Source organism: Micromonospora sp. NBC_01638 (assembly GCF_045209745.1).
GTDB lineage: Bacteria > Actinomycetota > Actinomycetes > Mycobacteriales > Micromonosporaceae > Micromonospora.
In genome coordinates this window covers 3,453,915-3,473,083 of the sequence record NZ_CP109273.1, presented here as the reverse complement: position 1 = coordinate 3,473,083, position 19,169 = coordinate 3,453,915, and the positions used below count along the sequence as shown (strand labels likewise).

General features: G+C 71.6%; 17 protein-coding genes. 7 read left to right on the top strand and 10 right to left on the bottom strand.

Annotation, left to right across the window (positions count from 1 at the left end):
- Positions 1 to 53 precede the first annotated feature (53 nt).
- Genes OG811_RS16485 through hutH form a run of 3 tightly spaced genes read left to right on the top strand, consistent with a single transcriptional unit; the run spans position 54 to position 4,134 of the window.
- Entirely contained in the window at positions 54 to 1,415 is a 1,362-nt protein-coding gene (locus OG811_RS16485; RefSeq protein WP_406075421.1) for a formimidoylglutamate deiminase, read from the top strand.
- A complete protein-coding gene (gene hutI / locus OG811_RS16480) occupies positions 1,412 to 2,599 on the top strand; it encodes an imidazolonepropionase (RefSeq protein ID WP_406075419.1) in 1,188 nt (395 codons plus the stop codon). The genes OG811_RS16485 and hutI overlap by 4 nt, the downstream gene beginning before the upstream one ends.
- Entirely contained in the window at positions 2,596 to 4,134 is a 1,539-nt protein-coding gene (gene hutH / locus OG811_RS16475) for a histidine ammonia-lyase (protein WP_406075418.1), read from the top strand. The genes hutI and hutH overlap by 4 nt, the downstream gene beginning before the upstream one ends.
- 31 nt (positions 4,135 to 4,165) lie before the next feature.
- Here hutH and rdgB read toward each other — a convergent pair whose 3' ends face one another.
- The 9 genes from rdgB to OG811_RS16430 form a co-directional block, all read right to left on the bottom strand.
- Positions 4,166 to 4,783 (bottom strand): RdgB/HAM1 family non-canonical purine NTP pyrophosphatase, encoded by a 618-nt coding sequence (gene rdgB / locus OG811_RS16470; RefSeq protein ID WP_406075417.1) that lies wholly within the window; start codon positions 4,781 to 4,783, stop codon positions 4,166 to 4,168.
- On the bottom strand, positions 4,780 to 5,505 hold the full coding sequence (rph, locus tag OG811_RS16465) for a ribonuclease PH (protein ID WP_406075415.1): 726 nt from the start codon (positions 5,503 to 5,505) through the stop codon (positions 4,780 to 4,782). Before rph ends, rdgB begins: the two co-directional genes overlap by 4 nt.
- 96 nt (positions 5,506 to 5,601) lie before the next feature.
- Entirely contained in the window at positions 5,602 to 6,345 is a 744-nt protein-coding gene (locus OG811_RS16460; protein ID WP_406075414.1) for an MBL fold metallo-hydrolase, read from the bottom strand.
- Between the two features lie 225 nt (positions 6,346 to 6,570).
- Positions 6,571 to 7,536, bottom strand: a complete 966-nt coding sequence (locus tag OG811_RS16455) for a PLP-dependent cysteine synthase family protein (RefSeq protein ID WP_406075412.1) — start codon at positions 7,534 to 7,536, stop codon at positions 6,571 to 6,573.
- An 11-nt stretch (positions 7,537 to 7,547) separates the two neighbouring features.
- Complete coding sequence (locus OG811_RS16450; RefSeq protein WP_406075410.1) at positions 7,548 to 7,883, bottom strand: MoaD family protein; 336 nt, start codon at positions 7,881 to 7,883, stop codon at positions 7,548 to 7,550.
- Between the two features lie 67 nt (positions 7,884 to 7,950).
- The gene (locus OG811_RS16445; RefSeq protein ID WP_406075408.1) at positions 7,951 to 8,439 is read right to left on the bottom strand and encodes a Mov34/MPN/PAD-1 family protein; all 489 of its coding nucleotides are present in this window, start codon (positions 8,437 to 8,439) and stop codon (positions 7,951 to 7,953) included.
- Between the two features lie 52 nt (positions 8,440 to 8,491).
- Positions 8,492 to 8,986 (bottom strand): DUF2017 domain-containing protein, encoded by a 495-nt coding sequence (locus tag OG811_RS16440; protein ID WP_406075762.1) that lies wholly within the window; start codon positions 8,984 to 8,986, stop codon positions 8,492 to 8,494.
- A 2-nt stretch (positions 8,987 to 8,988) separates the two neighbouring features.
- On the bottom strand, positions 8,989 to 9,279 hold the full coding sequence (clpS, locus tag OG811_RS16435; protein WP_088946433.1) for an ATP-dependent Clp protease adapter ClpS: 291 nt from the start codon (positions 9,277 to 9,279) through the stop codon (positions 8,989 to 8,991).
- A gap of 148 nt (positions 9,280 to 9,427) precedes the next feature.
- Positions 9,428 to 10,978, bottom strand: coding sequence for a hypothetical protein (locus OG811_RS16430; RefSeq protein WP_406075405.1), 1,551 nt, complete (start codon positions 10,976 to 10,978; stop codon positions 9,428 to 9,430).
- A 197-nt stretch (positions 10,979 to 11,175) separates the two neighbouring features.
- Between OG811_RS16430 and OG811_RS16425 the strand changes: the two genes are divergently transcribed.
- Genes OG811_RS16425 through OG811_RS16410 form a run of 4 tightly spaced genes read left to right on the top strand, consistent with a single transcriptional unit; the run spans position 11,176 to position 17,071 of the window.
- Positions 11,176 to 13,854: a LuxR C-terminal-related transcriptional regulator gene (locus OG811_RS16425; protein WP_406075404.1), complete on the top strand. Its 2,679-nt coding sequence runs from the start codon at positions 11,176 to 11,178 to the stop codon at positions 13,852 to 13,854.
- Between the two features lie 16 nt (positions 13,855 to 13,870).
- Positions 13,871 to 15,157 carry a nicotinate phosphoribosyltransferase gene (locus tag OG811_RS16420; protein ID WP_406075402.1) on the top strand — a complete coding sequence of 429 codons (1,287 nt, stop codon included), beginning with the start codon at positions 13,871 to 13,873 and terminating at the stop codon, positions 15,155 to 15,157.
- Between the two features lie 47 nt (positions 15,158 to 15,204).
- Positions 15,205 to 15,786, top strand: a complete 582-nt coding sequence (locus OG811_RS16415) for an isochorismatase family protein (protein WP_406075400.1) — start codon at positions 15,205 to 15,207, stop codon at positions 15,784 to 15,786.
- Between the two features lie 40 nt (positions 15,787 to 15,826).
- Positions 15,827 to 17,071: an MFS transporter gene (locus OG811_RS16410; RefSeq protein WP_406075398.1), complete on the top strand. Its 1,245-nt coding sequence runs from the start codon at positions 15,827 to 15,829 to the stop codon at positions 17,069 to 17,071.
- A gap of 332 nt (positions 17,072 to 17,403) precedes the next feature.
- Here the strand turns inward: OG811_RS16410 and ctaD are convergent, their stop codons facing one another.
- Positions 17,404 to 19,164 (bottom strand): cytochrome c oxidase subunit I, encoded by a 1,761-nt coding sequence (ctaD, locus tag OG811_RS16405; RefSeq protein ID WP_406075397.1) that lies wholly within the window; start codon positions 19,162 to 19,164, stop codon positions 17,404 to 17,406.
- Positions 19,165 to 19,169: the final 5 nt, after the last annotated feature.

Here is a 19,169-nt window from a genome sequence, read left to right as displayed (position 1 = left end):
ACGCAGCGGTCGCTGATGTCGCAGACGATTCAGCTCCAAAGGAGGCGAGGAGCATGACCACCTCCCGCTGGCTCGCCGAGTACGCGTGGCTGCCCGAGCACGCCGAACCCACGCCCGACGTGCTGATCGAGGTCGAGGACGGCCGGATCACCGCGCTCACCCCGTTGACCGCCGGGAGTCGACCACCGGCCGGGGTCGAGGTGTACGCCGACGCCGTGCCGCTGCCCGGCCTCACCCTGCCCGGGTTGTCCAACGTCCACTCGCATGCGTTCCACCGGGCGCTGCGCGGGCGTACCCACGGCGGTCGGGGCGACTTCTGGACCTGGCGCGACCAGATGTACGCGGTCGCGGACCGACTGGACCCGGACACCTACCTCGCCCTGGCCCGGGCCGTCTACGCCGAGATGGCCCTCGCCGGAATCACCTGCGTGGGTGAGTTCCACTACCTGCACCACCGGCCCGACGGCGGCGGCTACGACGACCCGAACGCGATGGGCGCGGCGCTGGTGGAAGCCGCCGCCCACGCCGGGATCCGGCTCACCCTGCTGGACACCTGCTACCTGACCTCCAGTGTGGACGGTCGGGCGTTGGCTGGGCCACAGCGCCGCTTCGGCGACGGCGACACGACCCGTTGGGCCGAGCGGGCAGCGGCGTTCCAGCCGACGGACTCCCACGCCCGGGTCGGCGCGGCCGTGCACTCGGTGCGGGCGGTGCCAGCCGATCAACTGCGCACCGTCGCGGACTGGGCCCGGGAGCGGCAGGCACCGCTGCACGTGCACCTCTCCGAGCAACCCGCCGAGAACGACGAGTGCCGGGCCGTGCACGGGCGCACGCCCACCGCGCTGCTCGCCGAGCACGGCGTGCTCGGGCCGGACACCACCGCCGTGCACGCCACCCACCCGACCAGCGCCGACCTGACGCTGCTCGGGGAGAGCCGGACCGGGGTGTGCCTCTGCCCGACCACCGAGCGGGACCTCGCCGACGGGATCGGCCCGGCCCGACGGATGGCCGACGTGGGGATCCGGTGGAGCCTGGGCAGCGACAGCCACGCCGTGATCGACCTGTTCGAGGAGGCCCGGGCGGTGGAGCTGGACGAGCGGCTGCGTACCCGCCGCCGCGGCCACTTCGCGCCGGTCGACCTGCTGACGGCGGCCAGCACCGCCGGGCACGCCGCGTTGGGCTGGGCCGACGCCGGAAGGATCGCCGTCGGCGCTCGCGCCGACCTGGTGACGGTCCGGCTGGACAGCGCCCGCACCGCCGGGGTGCCGCCGGTGGGCGTGTTCTTCGCGGCGTCCGCGGCGGACGTCGAGCAGGTCATGGTCGACGGCCGGGTGGTGGTGGCCGAAGGCCGACACCTGAGCGTGGACGTACCGGCCGAGCTGTCGGCGTCGATCGAGGCGGTGACGCCCGCATGAGCGGCAGTCTGCTGGTCGACAACATCGGGGAACTGGTCACCAACGGCATCGGCGAGGGCCCTCTGGGCATCCGCCGCGACGCGGCCGTGCTGGTCGAGGAGGGCAGGGTGGCCTGGGTCGGGCCGTCCGCGCACGCGCCGGCCGCCGACCGGCGGGTCGACGCCGAGGGGGCCGCCGTGCTGCCCGGCTTCGTGGACAGCCACGCCCACCTGGTCTTCGCCGGCGACCGGGCCGCCGAGTTCGCCGCCCGGATGGCCGGTCAGCCCTACACCGGCGGGGGCATCCGGACCACGGTCGGAGCGACCCGGGCCGCCAGCGACGACGAGCTACGGGCCACCGTGCGCCGGCTGCGCGCGGAGGCGCTGCGCCAGGGCACCACGACCATGGAGATCAAGAGTGGGTACGGGCTGACCGTCGCCGACGAGGCCCGCTCGCTGCGGATCGCCGCCGAGTCCAGCACCGAGACCACCTTCCTCGGCGCGCACGTGGTGCCCGCCGAGTACGCCGACCGCCCCGACGACTACGTCGAACTGGTCTGCGGGCCGATGCTGACCGCCGCGGCACCGCACGCCAAGTGGGTCGACGTGTTCTGCGAGCGGGGCGCCTTCGACGTCGACCACGCCCGGGCCATCCTGGTCAGCGGTCAGGCCGCCGGCCTGGGCGTACGCATCCACGCCAACCAGCTCGGCCCCGGCGGCGGAGTGCAACTCGGGGTGGAGTTGGGCGCGGCGAGCGTCGACCACTGCACCCACCTGAGTGACGCCGACGTGGCCGCGCTGGTCGGCACCGCCCACAGCGACGGGTCGGGGACCCACACGGTGGCGACTCTGCTGCCCGGGGCCGAGTTTTCCACCCGCTCGCCCTACCCGGACGCCCGCCGACTGCTCGACGCCGGTGTCACCGTGGCGCTGGCCACCGACTGCAACCCCGGCTCGTCGTACACCTCGTCCATGCCGTTCTGTGTGGCCCTGGCGGTCCGCGAGATGCGGATGACCCCGGCGGAGGCGGTCTGGGCCGCGACCGTCGGTGGCGCGCGGGCGCTGCGCCGCACCGACATCGGCGTGCTCACCCCCGGCGCGCGGGCCGACCTGATCGTGCTGGACGCGCCGTCGTACCTGCACCTGGCCTACCGGCCCGGTGTCCCCTTGATCCGCCAGGTAATGCGCAACGGAGTGCCGCAATGACGACCGTGACCATCCAACCCACCGGAATCTCCGCCGACGACGTGCTCGCGGTGGCCCGCGCCACCGCCACGGTCGTCCTCGACCCGGCCACCATCGACGCGATGGCGACCAGCCGGGCCATCGTGGACGGCATCGAGTCGTCCGGCCGCCCCGTCTACGGGGTCTCCACCGGGTTCGGGGCGCTGGCCAACACCTTCATCGCCCCGGAGCGGCGAGCCGAGCTGCAACACGCGCTGATCCGCTCGCACGCGGCCGGGGTGGGCGCACCGATGCCGCGTGAGGTGGTCCGGGCCATGATGCTGCTGCGGGTCCGGTCCCTCGCGCTGGGCCGCTCCGGGGTCCGGCCCCTGGTCGCGGAGGCCCTGATCGACCTGCTCAACCACGACATCACCCCCTGGGTGCCGGAACACGGCTCGTTGGGCGCGTCCGGCGACCTGGCGCCGCTGGCGCATTGCGCGCTGGTGCTGCTCGGTGAGGGCTGGGTCCTCGGCCCGACCGGCGAGCGGCAGGACGCGGCCGACGCGCTGACCGCCGCCGGGCTCAAGCCGATCGAGCTGGCCGCCAAGGAGGGGCTGGCGCTGATCAACGGCACCGACGGCATGCTCGGCATGCTGCTGCTGGCCATCCACGACGCGGCGCACCTGTTCGCCATGGCCGACGTGACGGCCGCGCTGGCCATCGAGGCGATGCTCGGCTCGGAGCGGCCGTTCCTGCCCGAGCTGCACGCGATCCGGCCACACCCCGGTCAGGCCGCGTCGGCGGCGAACATCCACCGGCTGCTGCAAAACTCCCGGGTGATGGACTCGCACCGCGACGACCTGGCGCACGCCGTGCAGGACGCGTACTCGATGCGCTGCGCGCCACAGGTCGCCGGCGCGGCCCGCGACACCCTGGACTTCGTCCGCACGGTCGCGGGCCGGGAGCTGGTGTCCGTGGTGGACAACCCGGTCGTGCTGCCGGACGGCCGGGTCGAGTCGACCGGCAACTTCCACGGTGCTCCGCTCGGCTTCGCCGCGGACTTCCTCGCCATCGCCGCCGCCGAAGTGGGCGCGATCGCCGAACGGCGGGTGGACCGGCTGCTCGACGTGACCCGATCCCGGGAGCTGCCGGCATTTCTCTCCCCCGACGCCGGGGTCAACTCCGGGTTGATGATCGCCCAGTACACGGCTGCCGGGATCGTCGCGGAGAACCGCCGCCTGGCCGCCCCGGCGTCGGTGGACTCGCTGCCCACCAGCGGCATGCAGGAGGACCACGTCTCGATGGGCTGGGCGGCGACCAAGAAGCTGCGCACCGTGCTGGACAACCTCACCAGCGTGCTCGCGGTGGAGCTCCTGGCCGGCGTACGCGGCCTTCAGCTGCGCGCCCCGCTGGAGCCGTCACCGGCCGGGCGGGCGGCCGTCGCCGCGCTCGGCCCGGCAGCCGGCGAGCCCGGCCCGGACGTTTTCCTCGCCCCCGTGATGGAGGCGGCCCGGGCCGTGCTCGCCGGGCCGGAGTTGCGCGCCGCCATCGAACGGGAGGTCGGCCCGCTGGGCTGACCTCTGTCGGGTCGCTGTCGTCCGCCGCGGGTCAGGCGACGGGCGGCAGCACCTTGGCGACAAGCTTGGCCAGCTCACGCAGGGCCTTGCCGCGGTGGCTGATCGCGTCCTTCTCGGCCGGGGTCAGCTCGGCGTTGGTCCGGTCCTGTCCGTCGCCCACGAAGATCGGGTCGTAGCCGAACCCACCATCACCGCGCGGAGCGCGCAGCACCCGCCCGGACTGCCGGCCGTCGACGAGGTGCTCCTTGCCGCCGGGCAGCACCAGCGCCACGGTGCAGACGAACGAGGCCGCCCGATGTTCGTCGGGCACGTCGGCGATCTGGTCCAGCACCAGCTGAAGGTTGGCCCGGTCCTCGCCGTGCTGGCCGGACCACCGGGCGCTGAACACACCCGGCATGCCGTTGAGCGCGTCCACCGCGAGCCCGGAATCGTCCGCGATGGTCGGCAGCCCGCTCTGCCGGCAACCCTCCCTCGCCTTGATCAGCGCATTCTCGCCGAAGGTCAGGCCGGTCTCCGGCAGCTCCGCGTACTGCTCGACGTCGTCGAGCCCGAGCAGGGCGATCCGCTGCACGCCGAGCGCGCCGTCCAGGATCCGCTGAAGTTCCACCAGCTTCTTGCGGTTACGGGTGGCGAGCAGAACCTTGTTCATGAAAGAACCTTCCGCTGGGCTTCGGCCAACTCGTTGCAGCCGGCCACGGCCAGGTCGAGCAGGCTGTCGAGCTGGTCCCGGGCGAACACGCCCGCCTCGCCGGTGCCCTGCACCTCGACGAAGTCACCCGCACCGGTGCACACCACGTTCATGTCCACCTCGGCGGCGACGTCCTCCTCGTAGCAGAGGTCGAGCCGCGCCTCGCCGGCGACGATCCCGACGCTGACCGCCGACACCGACCGGTGCATCACCTTCTCCGGCCTGGCGGTCAACGCCTTGCGGGCGGCAAGCCAGCCCACCGCGTCGTGCAACGCGACGTACGCGCCGGTGATCGCGGCCGTACGGGTGCCACCGTCGGCCTGGAGCACGTCGCAGTCGAGCACCACCGAGTTCTCGCCGAGCGCCCTGAGGTCGATGCTGGCTCGCAGGCTGCGGCCGATCAGCCGGGAGATCTCGTGCGTGCGGCCACCGACCCGACCCTTGACGCTCTCCCGGTCGGAGCGGGTGTTGGTGGCCCGGGGCAGCATCGCGTACTCGGCGGTCACCCAGCCGAGCCCGGAACCCTTGCGCCAGCGGGGCACCCCCTCGGTGACGCTCGCCGTGCAGAGCACCCGGGTGCCGCCGAACTCGACGAGCACCGAGCCCTCCGGATGGGTGCTCCAGCCTCGGGTCAGGGTCACCGGTCGAAGTTGAGAGGGCCCTCGCCCGTCAGGTCGCGCCATGCCTGCACCTTATGCGGTGCCGTGAGTCACCTCGCTCGGGGTGCCCCGACCAGCGTTCACATCGGGCGTTCGCTGACCGGCCGGCGACGTGGCGGGTCAGATGTCGTAACTGGCGCCGGGTCGCACCACGTCGATCGGTCCGGTGTACGCCGCGGCGGCCGACTCCAACGTGTGCGCCTCGCTGCCCCAGGCCGCCACCAGGTGGGTGAGCAGCAGCCGACCCACCACGGCCTTGGTGGCCGCCTCGCCGGCCTCCCGGCCGGTCAGGTGCAGGTCCGGCGGGTTGTCCGCACCGTCGAGGTAACTGGCCTCGCAGAGGAAGACGTCGGCGTTCTGGGCCAGCCGCAGCAGCGCGTCGCAGGGCGCCGTGTCCGACGAATAGCACAGCGAACGATCGCCGTGCTCCAACCGCACCCCGTACGTCTCGACGGGGTGGTTGACCCGGTCGACGGTGACCGTGAACGGGCCGATCGGGAAGGTGCCCGGCTGCAGGGCGTAGAACTGGTAGACGTCCTCCACGGTGCCGTCGTCGCCGTAGGCGGCGCTGAGCCGGTCCGGTGCGCCGGAGGGCGCGTACACCGGCAGCGCCGGGTAGGGGCCGTCCGGGGCGTACCGGCGGACCACCACGTACGACACGGCGTCGAGGATGTGATCGCAATGCAGGTGAGTCAGCAGAATCGCGTCCGGGGCGTGCAGCCCCGCGTACCGCTGGAGGCTGGACAGCGATCCTGAGCCGAAGTCGACCAGGAGCCGGAAACCATCGGCCTCGACGAGGTAGGCCGAACACGGCGACTCGGGCCCGGGAAAACTGCCGGCGCAGCCAAGGACAGTCAGTCGCATCGAGTTGTCTCACTGTCACTGTCAGTAGCATCCGTGCCGGCCGTTGCCTCAGACATGATCTCTACCGACGCGTACGTCACGCTGCGCAGCCTACGCTGGAGCACCCGGCAGCAAGAATGATCCAACGGAAGTTGTCACGAACGTGACACCTGCTCACGGCGCGGCGGGCAGCGTACGGGCCGTCGACGTTACATCGACGGCCCGTACGTAAGAAGACCAATCCGGTCAGGCCCAGAGCTGCCCCTCCAGGGCGTCCTCGGCATCGGCGAGAGTGCCGCCGTACGCGCCGGTGGACAGATATTTCCAGCCGCCGTCGCAGACCACGAAGGCCACGTCGGCTCGCCGGCCGTCGCGGACCGCCTCGTGCGCCACCGCGAGTGCGGCATGCAGGATGGCACCGGTGGAGAAGCCGGCGAAGATGCCCTCCACCTCCACGAGCTGGCGGGTGCGCAGCACCGCGTCCCGGGTGCCGACCGAGAAACGCCGGTTGAGCACCGAGGCGTCGTAGAGCTCCGGCACGTACCCCTCGTCGATGTTGCGCAGGCCGTAGACCAGCTCGCCGTAGCGCGGCTCGGCCGCCACGACCTGAATGCCGTCGACCTTCTCCCGCAGGTAACGCCCGGTGCCCATCAGGGTGCCGGTGGTGCCGAGCCCGGCCACGAAGTGCGTGATGGTGGGCAGGTCGTGCAGCAGCTCCGGCCCGGTCGTCTCGTAGTGCGCCCGCGCATTGGCCTCGTTGCCGTACTGGTAGAGCATCACCCAGTCCGGGTGCTCGGCGGAGATCAGCTTGGCGGTGGCGACCGCCTGGTTGGAACCACCCGCCGCCGGCGAGAAAATGATCTCGGCCCCGTACATCCGGAGCAGTTGGACCCGCTCGGTGGAGACGTTCTCGGGCATCACGCAGACCAGCCGGTAGCCGCGCAGTTTGGCCACCATCGCCAACGAGATGCCGGTGTTGCCACTTGTCGGCTCGAGGATGGTGTCACCCGTCCGGAGCCGGCCGGCCTTCTCCGCCGCACGGACCATGAACAGCGCCGCGCGGTCCTTGATGCTGCCGGTGGGGTTCCGGTCCTCCAGCTTGGCCCAGAGCCGCACCGGCGGTGCCCCGTCGGGCACCGTCGGGGAGAGCCGGGGCAGGCCGACCAGCGGCGTACCCCCGCAGGCGTCGAGCAGGCTGTCGTACCGCGCCATGGCGGCCGACCTCAGCGAGCCGCGACGGCGGCGCGGTGCGAGCTGATCGCCGCGGCAGCGGCGAAGCCGAACGCGCCGCCGGCCACGGCCGGCAGGACGGTGACGCTGTCGCCGTCGGAGAGCTTGGCGTCCAGCGCACCGAGGAAGCGGACGTCCTCGTCGTTCACATAGACGTTGACGAAGCGGTGCAGCGTGCCGGCCTCGGTGATCAGCCGGGCGCGCAGGCCGCCGTGCCGGGAATCCAGGTCGGTGAGCAGATCGGCGAGAGTGTCGCCGGTGCCGTCGACGACCTTGGCGCCGCCGGTGTAGCTGCGCAGGATGGTGGGGATGCGAACCTCAATGGCCATGATGTCGAGCTCCTCGATCAGGTGTGCCTACGGTGACGGGACGAGACGGGTGCGGACGGCTGACGGGTCAGCTGCCGGAACACTCGTAGTCGACCGTCGCCGGGCTCTGCCCGAACATGTAGGACTGGACGGCGTGCGGGTCGACGCCGGCCTCCACGACCCGGACCGGCTCCTCGGTGATCACGCCGTCGACGATCCGGAACGACCGGATCTCCTCCGCGTCGGGCTCACGGGTCGAGACGAGCAGGTAGTGCGCCCCCGGCTCGCCAGCGAACGCGACATCAGTCCGCGACGGGTAGGCCTCGGTGGCGGTGTGCGAGTGGTAGATGACCACGGGCTCCTCGTCCCGGTCGTCCATCTCCCGCCACACCCGCAGTTGCTCCATCGAGTCGAACTCGTAGAAGGTCATCGACCGCGCGACATTGTCCATCGGGATGTGCCGGGTCGGGGTGTCGCTGCCGACGGGACCGGCGACCACGCCGCACGCCTCGTCAGGGTGATCCCGGCGCGCGTGGGCGACGATCGCGTCGATGATCGACCGGTCGATGCTCAGCATGCGGACCAGCCTAACGCCTGATGAGCACGGGCCGAAGTGGTGCCGGTCACGCCTAGTCGACCAAGGCGTTGAGCAGCGATTCCTGCAAATACCCGAGGTACGCGTAGACCGAAAGCTGGAACACCCGGCTGGAACCCGCGTCCTCGGCGACCGCGTCGTCCAGCTCCTCACCCAGGTCCGTACCGTCCTTGATCTCCAGTCGGACACCCATCGCGAGGCGGGCGTCGTTCAGCGCCCGCAACCACGCCTCGGCCGCCTCGGCGTCCAACCGCACCTCACCGCCGGCATCGTCGGGCAGCGCGGCCAGGATCGCCCCCGCCTGATCGATCTTCGCGGTCTTCAGGTCGCCCTCGGTGTAACGGCGGAACTCGGCTGTGCCGGGAGCGTCCTGCGGATAGACCGCCGGGAAGAGCCGACCCACGACCGGGTCGGTGTGGTCGAAGCCATCGGTGAGCAGGCCGACCACCTCGGAGGCGACCTTGCGCAGCACCCGCACCTCGTCGACGGCGAAGGTGGCGACGTAGCGGCCAGCCTGGCGACGGAACATGCTCACGATCGGTCCACCGTCGCCCACAGCCCGTACGCGTGCAGCTGCGACGCGTCGTGCTCCATCCGCTCCCGGGCACCGGTGGAAACCACGGCACGACCCTTGTGATGCACATCCAGCATCAGTTGCTCGGCCCTCTCCCGGCTGTAGCCGAAAAGCTTCTGGAAGACCCAGGTCACGTACGTCATCAGATTGACCGGGTCGTCCCACACGATCGTCACCCACTGCCGATCGGACGCCGGCACCTCATCAGTGTCCGGCGTCTCGACCGGTGCAACCTGCGGAGCCGCCATGCCCCCCATCGTGCCACCGGTTTCCCGGAACCGAGGAACCGGAACGCCGGCCCGGCGCGGATCACCCACCCCGGGCACCCCCGACCCGCCCCGGACGTCATCGGACGCGCGGTGCGGTGCGGACCCGGACCGAGGAGCGACCACGCCGTCAGGCGAGCAGAATGCCGTGATCGACTGCATCGGAGAGCACCGCGCCCAGCGAGAGGCGGATCACCTCGAACCGTCGGGAGATCTCCCTGGACAGCCCCAGCTCGACCTCGCGCACCGCCCGCTGGGACCAGGCCCGCGCCGCGCTGTGATCGTCGTTGCCGGGCGTACGCCACTGCTGCCAGCACCCGCCGGAGAGCGCCACCGCGACCGGCGGCAGCACCTCGTCGCGGGACGCCGTCGGATAGCTGGCGAGGGCGTCGATGGCGCCCGGGCCGGTCAACCCGGCCACCCCGGCGGTGCTGGTGATGAGCAGAACCTTGTCCAGTTCGTGGCCAGGCCGGTGGTCGGCCATGCCGTACTGCACGGCGGTGGCGATCCGCCGTCGCACACCTTCGGTCGGTGGCGCGCCGAGCACCCGGGTCGCGACGTCGGCCATGATGCCGCGCACCGCCTGGTCGCACTGCGCGGTGGCCAACAGCGACAACGCCGCCATCTCCCGATCCAGTAGGTCCGGTAGGCCCGCGCAGCCGACCCCGAACACGATCTCCTGGACTGCCCGCAGGTGGATGTTCGCCAGTTCCAATGCGAGGTGCTGGCGGATCCGCTGCGCACACGAGCGGGTGTGCCGGTCGAGCCGCTCGGACCAGTCCCCCGGATCGGCTGCCACCGCGACCCGGCCGTGCTGGCCCGGCAGCACCGGCGGGTCGACGCTGGCCCGCTGCAACCCCTCACGCGACGACCAACCCACCAGCGCCCGCCGCAGGTCGGCGGCGGAGTCGGCGTCGTCGACCGGGCACCACCGCGCGCCGGCCAGCGCCGGCACCGCGGCCAGTAGCGCCGCCCGGTGTGCCGCCACCGTCACCGCAGCCGCGTCCATCTCTGTCGCGCCACTGCCGGCCGACGGGACGGACGCCCCCGCGCCCTCCGTAATCGCCGCGCCGTCAGTCTGCGGGGCCCAACCCGCCGCGCCGGGGGTGACCGCGAAGACAACCTCCACCGAGGTCGGGGCGACCTCGGCGAGCAGGTTCAGCTCAGCGGCGGTGAACGCCTGGTCGGCGGCGATCACGAAGAGCAGCGCACCGGCCCGGCCCACCGCGTCGAGCAGCACCCGGTCGCCGGCCAGGCCGAGCGTGGCGGTGTCCGGAACGTCGATGAGGGTGAAGTGCCGCAACAGTGGCTCCGGCACGCTCAGCTCGACCCGCCGGGGCGGACGGGCCAGTGCCGGGCCGGCGGCGTCTCGATCCGCGCCGTACGAGTGCGGCAGCCGGTAACCCGGCACGAACGCCGCCCGGGTGGGCACCTTGGCGTTGCGCACCACCAACCAGCTGCCTGCCGGCACGGTGAGCATGACCGGGTCGAGCCCCAGCAGGGTGGCGAGCACGGCGCGCCGCTCGGCACCGGCCGGGCCGACGGCGACCACGCCGAGCGGCTCCTCCGGGGCGGGGCCGGTCACGCCCAGCCGGGTGGGCAGCGGGCTACAGCTGGGCAGGTCGGTTGGGCTGGCCATGTCGTCCGGCGACTCGACCGAGGGGAGAGGGCCCTGCTTCATCAGGTGGCCTCCCGTGGCAGGTGACCGGTTGCCCGGTCGTGTGAAAATTCCGGCGCAGGAACCCGGATGTCCGAAGACTACGGGTGGGCCGACAGTCGGGCGGAACACCTCGGATACTCACCGATAATTGTGCGATTACTCAACTTCGTTGAGTGACGGTGCGGGCGCGGACGGAATTCGATCGATATGCTGCGCGGATGAGTCGATGGAAGTTCGTCGGCCGGACCGCTGAGCTCAACCTCCTGCTGGCGGCGGTCACCGGCGAGGCTGGCCGAGGGCTCTTCTTCAGCGGCAGCGCGGGCATCGGCAAGAGCCGGTTGCTGCGCGAGGGCGTCAGCGCCCTGCCCACCGACCGGTTCGCCATCTGGTCCATCGCGGCCAGCGCCACCACCGCCGCGCTGCCGTTCGGCGGGCTGGTGCAGATCCTCCCCGCCGAGCAACCTCAGGGCCTCTCCCCCGCCGGCATCCTGCGCTGGGCGCTCAACGTGCTGCAACAGCAGGCGGCTGGTCGACGGATCGTGCTCGCCATCGACGATGCCCACCTGCTCGATCCGCCCTCGGCGGCACTGGTGCACCTGGTCGCCCGCGCGGAGAACGCCACCGTGGTCGGTACCCTGCGCGACGGCGAGCAGATCCCGCTGCCGATCCGCGCACTCTGGACCGACGACCTGGTCGAGCACGTCGAGCTGACCCCGATGCCGCAGGCAGAGACCGCTGGCCTGCTGGCGGGGATCCTGGGCGGCCCGGTCGACGCCAACTCGGCCGACCGGCTCGGCCGGTTGTCGGCAGGAAATCCGCTGCTGCTGCGGGAGTTGGTGCACGCCGCCAGCGGCAGCGCGGAGTTGAAGCAGACCTACGGGATCTGGAAGTGGACCGGGCGACTGGAGCTGGCGCCCAACCTGACCGACCTGATCGACACCCGGGTCGGGAAGCTCACCGACGGCGTCCGCGCAGTGGTCGAGCTGGTGGCGTTCGGCGAACCACTCGGCCTGCACCTGCTCAAGCAGGCCGCCGACCAGGTGGACGTGGAGACCGCGGAGGAACGCGGGCTGATCAGCGTGGTTCAGCACGACCGGCGGACCGACGTCCGGCTGGCCCATCCGCTCTACGGCGAGGTGATGCGCCGACGCTGCCCGGTCAGCCGTACCCGCCGGCTTCAGGCACACCTCGCGGAGCTGCTCGAACAGGTCGGCAAGCGCCGCCGTGACGACCTGCTGCGGGTGGCGGTCTGGCGACTCGACTCGGGCACCGCACAGGATCCGGCCCTGTTGGTGGACGCCGCGGTCCAGGCGTTCACCCGCTACGACGTGCCGCTGGCCACCCGCCTGGCGCGTGCCGCGCTGAACGCGGACGGCGGCTCCGACGCGGCGGAGCTGCTGGCCACCATCCTGATGTTCGCCGACCGGCCCGACGAGGCGATCGACGTCCTCGACGCGGTGACTCCCGAGCCCGGCGACGAGCGGCGGCTGTGCCGCTGGCTGACCGTGCGCGGGATGGTCAGCTACTGGGGGCTGAGCCGGGAGTCCACGGTGGAGGAGATCGCGGGCCGGGTCGAGCAGCTCAGCGACTCCGCCGACCGGTCCCGGGTGCACGCCTTCGAAGCGATCATGCGCCTGCACCGACTCGACACGGACACCGCGGTGCGGCTCAGCCAACGCGTACTGGACCGGCCCGCAGCCGGCGTCGCCGCCCGCGAGCTGGCCCGTTCCACCATCGCGTACGTCCAGGCCGCGCAGGGCCAGCTGAATCGCAGCGGTACGGCGATCGCCCAGGTGCACTCCGCCGCGGCCAACTGGCGCACCGACATGCCGTACCTGCAACTGGCCCTGGAGCTGGCCCGGGGCACCAGGCTCATGCTCACCGGCGACCTGGCCGGGATCGACGCGATCGTGGCGGACGAGTTCGCCGACCTGGCTGGTGCCGGTGACTTCCGGCTCGGCACCGGCTACCTGGCCATCCTTCAGGCGTACGCGTGCCGGCTGCGCGGGCAGAGCGACGCGGCCATGCGGGCCTCGCTGGGTGCCTGCGCGGTGCTGGCCACCAGCCGGGTCTACGCCGGTCTGGCCCAGGCCGAGCGCGCCCAGTCGGCGGCGCTGCGCGGTGACGCCGCGCAGGCGGCCGCGGCGATGGCCGAAGCGGACCGCACCCACGCACCGGGCATGGCGGTGCTCTACCCGTGGCTGGAGCAGGCCCGGGGTGCGACGCTCGCCGCGTCGGGCGACCTGCCGGGCGCGGTCAAGCACCTCGGCGACCTGGTGGACCGGCTGCGGTCGGATGGTTTCGCCGGGCACGAGGTCCACGTCCTACACGATCTCGTCCGGCTGGATCAGGCCGGCATGCCGGTCGGGCCCACCTGCTCCGATGGTGGTCGGCGCACCGTCGCGCAGCGCCTCGCCGAGCTTTCCGAGCGGGTCGACGGGGTGCTTCCGCCGCTGCTGGCCCGGCACGCCCGCGCCGCAGTGACCGATTCCGCCACAGATCTGCTCGCGGTTGCCGACGACTATGTCGCGCTCGAGTTGAGCGTGTACGCAGCCGAAGCCACCTCCCAGGCCGTGCAGCGGTTGCGCCAGGAGCACTCGGCGGCGGCCAACGATGCCCGGGAACGCCTGGCCGGGTTGCTCGGGCGCTGTGACCTGATCCGGACGCCGGCGCTGCAGGCGGGCGCGCCGGTGCTCACCGAGCGGGAGTGGCAGGTGGCCCGTCTCGCCGCGCACGGCGCGCCCAGCCGGGCCATCGCCGAACGGCTCTACCTCTCGGCGCGCACTGTGGAGAATCACCTCCAACGGATCTACGCCAAGCTCGGTGTGACCGGCCGGGCCGAGCTGTGGGCCGCGCTGCGCGCGATCCCGGGCCACGACGGCGGCGACGCGAGCTGAACCTTAGGCTGGGGCGGTGAGTACCCACCGCCCCGCACTGCTGACCGACCACTACGAGCTGACCATGGTCAGCGCGGCACTGAAGGACGGCACCGCCGACCGCCGGTGTGTCTTCGAGGTGTTCAGCCGCCGGTTGCCGAGCGGCCGGCGGTACGGCGTGGTCGCCGGCACGGCCCGGCTGATCGAGCTGATCCGCGACTTCCGGTTCGACCCCACGGAGGTCGACTTCCTGCTGCGTACCGGCGTGGTCGACGACGCGGCGGCGGCCTGGCTCACCGACTACCGCTTCACGGGCGACATCGACGGGTACGCCGAGGGTGAGCTGTTCTTCCCCGGTTCACCGATCCTGACCGTCTCCGGCGGTTTCGCCGAGTGCGTGGTGCTGGAGACGCTGGCGCTCTCCGTGCTCAACCACGACAGCGCGGTGGCCGCAGCGGCGGCGCGGATGGTGACCGCGGCGCGGGGCCGGGCGCTGATCGAGATGGGGGCGCGTCGGGCGCATGAGGAGGCGGCGGTGGCCGCGGCGCGGGCCGCGTACCTGGCCGGGTTCCGGTTCACGTCCAACCTCGCCGCCGGTGCGCGCTATGGCATCCCGACGGCGGGCACGGCGGCGCACGCGTTCACCCTGCTGCACGACGACGAGCGGGCGGCGTTCGCCTCGCAGGTCGCCACGTTGGGCAAGGACACCACGCTGCTGGTCGACACGTACGACATCAGCCAGGGCATCCGCAACGCGATCGCGGTGGCCGGGCCGGAGCTACGGGCGGTACGGATCGACTCGGGCGACCTGGCGGTCATCGCTCAGCAGTCCCGGGAGCTGCTCGACTCGCTGGGCGCCACGGAGACCAAAATCATCGTCTCCGGTGACCTGGACGAGTACGCGATCGCCTCGCTGGCCGCCGAACCGGTCGACATGTACGGCGCCGGCACTGCCGTGGTCACCGGCTCAGGTGCGCCGACCGCCGGACTGGTCTACAAGCTCGTCGAGGTCGAGGGACGGCCGGTGGTGAAGCGCTCCGAGCGTAAGGCGACCATCGGTGGTCGGAAGGTCGCGGTTCGTCGGCACAAGCCGACCGGCACCGCCACCGAGGAGATCATCGTCCCGCAGGGCGTGCCGGACCGGCAGCCCAACGACCGCATGCTCCAACACTCGTTCGTGGTCGCCGGCGAGCCCGTGTCGCTGCCCACCCTCGACGAGTCCCGTGCGCACCTGCGCGAATGCCTGATCTCCATCCCGTGGGAGGGGCTGAAGCTCTCGGCCGGCGACCCGGCCGTGCCGGTCACCGTCGTACCCGCCGACTGACCTCGTCCAGAACGCCGCCCAGACCGACCATGAGGAAGAATGCCCCAATGGCCAACGCTCTGATCATCGTGGACGTGCAGAACGACTTCTGCGAGGGCGGCTCGCTGGCCGTCGTGGGCGGCGCGGGGGTGGCCGCAGGCATCTCCCGGCTGCTCGCCTCCGAGCCGGAGCGGTGGGCGCACGTGGTCGCCACCAAGGACTTCCACGTCGACCCCGGTGCGCACTTCGGCGATCCGCCCGACTTTGTGGAGTCTTGGCCCCGGCACTGCGTGGTCGGCACCAGCGGCTCGGAATTCCACCCTGAGCTGGACACCGGTCGGGTCGAGGCGATCTTCCACAAGGGCGAGCACGCGGCGGCGTACTCCGGATTTGATGGGCACGCCGATGACGGCGAGTGCCTGGCCGACTGGCTACGGCGGCACGACGTGGATCGGGTCGACGTGGTCGGTATCGCCACCGACCACTGCGTCCGGGCGACCGCGCTGGACGCCGCCCGGGAGGGTTTTGCCACCACCGTGCTGCTCGAGTTGACCGCCGCCGTCGCTCCGGCGACCACCGACGTGGCACTACGTGCCATGGACGGCGCCGGGGTGACCCTGCACGGCCAACCTGTGATGAGGGCCGCATGAGGCGGTAATTGGTTGGCCGTCGGGCCACCGCCGGTCGAGGATGTCGCCGGAGGTACGGACCCACGTGAACATGAAGCCTTATCGGCAGGCGCTCGCCCTGCCCGGCCTACGGTCGCTGCTGCTGGTCGCCGTCCTCGCCCGCATCCCGCTCACCGCGACCGGGGTGACGCTGACCTTCCATGTGGTGTTCGACCTTGATCGGGGCTATGGGGCCGCTGGCCTGGTGGGCGCGGCCATCACCGTGGGCGCGGCGATCGGCGGGCCACTACTCGGCCGACTGGTGGACCGGCGTGGCCTACGCCCGGTTCTGGTGCTCACCGGCGTCGCCGAGGCGATCTTCTGGTCCACCGCGCCCTCGTTGCCGTACCCCCTGCTCCTGCCGGCCGCCTTCGTGGCCGGCTCCCTGGCCCTGCCCATCTTCTCCGTGGTCCGTCAGTCGATCGCCGCGCTGGTCCCGGAGCACCAACGCCGCCCGGCGTACGCACTGGACTCGATGTCGGTGGAGCTGTCCTTCATGATCGGCCCGGCGATGGCAGTGGCCCTCGTCACCGCGATCTCCGCGCAGACCACCATGTACCTGGTCGGCGGCGGCATCGTCGCCGCCGGTATCGCCCTGTGGCTGGTCAACCCACCGATCCGCAGTGCCGGCGAGCCCACCGGCCCACAGCGTCGGGTGCCTCGCCGGGAGTGGCTGACGCCCCGACTGCTCGCCGTGCTGGCGCTCAGCGCCGCCGCGACCCTGGTGCTCGGCGGCACCGACGTAGCGGTGGTCGCCGTGCTGCGGGCCAGCGGCGAAGTCGGCTGGACCGGCGCGGTGCTGGCCATCTGGGCGGTCGCCTCGCTGGCCGGCGGGTTCGCCTACGGGGCTATCCACCGCTCGTTCTCCCCGCTGGCACTGACCGCCGCGCTCGCCCTGTGCACCATCCCGGTCGGGCTGGGCGGCGCGCACTGGTGGCTGTTGTGCCTGGCGCTGATCCCGGCTGGCGCGCTCTGCGCGCCGACCATCGCGGCCGGCTCGGACGCGGTCAGCCGCCTGGTCCCGGCCGAGGTACGCGGTGAGGCGATGGGCCTGCACGGTTCCGCGGTCACCGTCGGCATCGCGGTCGGCGCGCCGCTCGCCGGCGCGGTGATCGACGCCAGCACGCCGCTCTGGGGCTTCGTGGTCACCGGCGCGCTCGGCGCACTGGTCACCCTGGTGGTGCTCCCGATCGAGCTGCGCCGCCGCCGCAACGCCGCCGCCCTGGCCCCGCCCGTCGAGGCGGACCTCACCCCCGTCGCCCGCTGACGGCCGCAGACCCGCCGCGCCACCGACACCAGCTCAGTGCCCCGCCCGCCGGGCCGGGCCGAGCCGGGAGCGCCCCCACCTCGCGTCGATCTAGGGCAGATCGTTGTCAAGTGATCTCTACCCACGACGATCTGCCCTAGATCGACGGTCGGCTGAAGACGAACGCGGTCGGCACCGCCGGGGTGAGCCGACGGCGGTCGAGATTGGGCTGGAGGGTCAGCCTTGGGGCGGGTGGGCGAGGCGCGGGAGTGACAGTGGCCGGACATGGCGGCGACGGGCGCCACTCCCGGTGGTCCCGGGGGCGGCGCCCGTCGTACTGCTGAGCTTGTCGGTCAGTGCCGGTCGACGTCGCTGGCAGTGTCCTCGCGGTAGCTGGCACCGCCGTCCGACTCGCTGGTGAGCGGCTTGGCGCCACCCTCCGGCGGGCCGGCCACGCTCTGGCTGCCGGCGGCCAACTCCGGGAACTTCGCGTCGAACGCCGGCCGCTCAGAGCGGATGCGGGGCATCCGGTCGAAGTTGCGCAGCGGCGGCGGGCTGCTGGTCGCCCACTCCAGGGAGTTGCCGTGACCCCAGGGGTCGTCCACCTCGACCACCGGACCGGTCTTGTACGACTTCCAGCAGTTGTAGATGAACGGCAGCGTCGAGATACCGGTGATGAACGCGCCGATCGTGGAGATCATGTTCAGCGTGGTGAAGCCGTCACTGGGCAGGTAGTCGGCGTACCGGCGGGGCATGCCCTCGTTGCCGAGCCAGTGCTGCACCAGGAACGTGGTGTGGAAGCCGACCATGGTGAGCCAGAAGTGCACCTTACCCAGGCGCTCGTCGAGCATTCGGCCGAACATCTTCGGGAACCAGAAGTAGATGCCGGCGAAGACCGCGAACACGATGGTGCCGAAGAGCACGTAGTGGAAGTGCGCCACCACGAAGTACGAGTCCGACACGTGGAAGTCGATCGGCGGGCTGGCCAGCAGCACACCGGTGAGACCACCGAAGAGGAACGTGACCAGGAAGCCGACCGCCCAGAGCATGGGCGTCTCGAAGCTGATCTGGCCCCGCCACATGGTGCCGATCCAGTTGAAGAACTTCATACCGGTCGGCACGGCGATCAGGTAACTCAGGAAGCTGAAGAACGGCAGCAGCACCTGGCCGGTGGCGAACATGTGGTGCGCCCAGACGCTCATGGAGAGCGCGGCGATCGCGACGGTCGCGGCGACCAGACCCTTGTAACCGAAGATCGGCTTACGGGAGAAGACCGGGATGACCTCGCTGATGATGCCGAAGAACGGCAGCGCGACGATGTAGACCTCGGGGTGCCCGAAGAACCAGAACAGGTGCTGCCAGAGCATCGGCCCACCGGTCGCCGGATCGTACACGTGGGCGCCGAGCATGCGGTCTGCGGCGAGCGCGAGCAGCGCGGCGGCCAGCAGCGGGAAGACCAGGATCACCAGCAGGCTGGTGACCAGGATGTTCCACACGAAGATCGGCATCCGGAACATGGTCATGCCGGGCGCGCGCAGGGTCAGCACCGTGGTGATCATGTTCACCGCGCCGAGGATGGTGCCCAGGCCGGAGATGACCAGACCCATGACCCACATGTTGGCGCCGATGCCCGGCGAGTGCTCCACGCCGCTCAGCGGCGCGTACGCGAACCAGCCGAAGTCAGCCGCGCCACCCGGGGTGATGAAACCGGCGGTCGCCAACGTGCCGCCGAACAGGTACAGCCAGTAGGCGAAGCTGTTCAGTCGGGGGAAGGAAACGTCGGGCGCGCCGATCTGGATCGGCACGATGTAGTTCGCGAAGGCGAACACGATCGGCGTCGCGAAGAACAGCAACATGATCGTGCCGTGCATCGTGAAGAGCTGGTTGAACTGCTCGGGCGACAGGAACTGCAGCCCGGGTCGGGCCAGCTCAGCCCGCATGATCAGGGCCATCAGGCCGCCGATCATGAAGAACACGAACGCGGTGATCATGTACATGATCCCGATTTGCTTCGCGTCCGTGGTTCGCAGCAGCCGCGCGATGGCCGACCCCTTGACCGGCTCCCGGACCGGCCAGGGCCGGGTCACGACCGGCTTGGGTGCGACGGTGGTCACGAGTG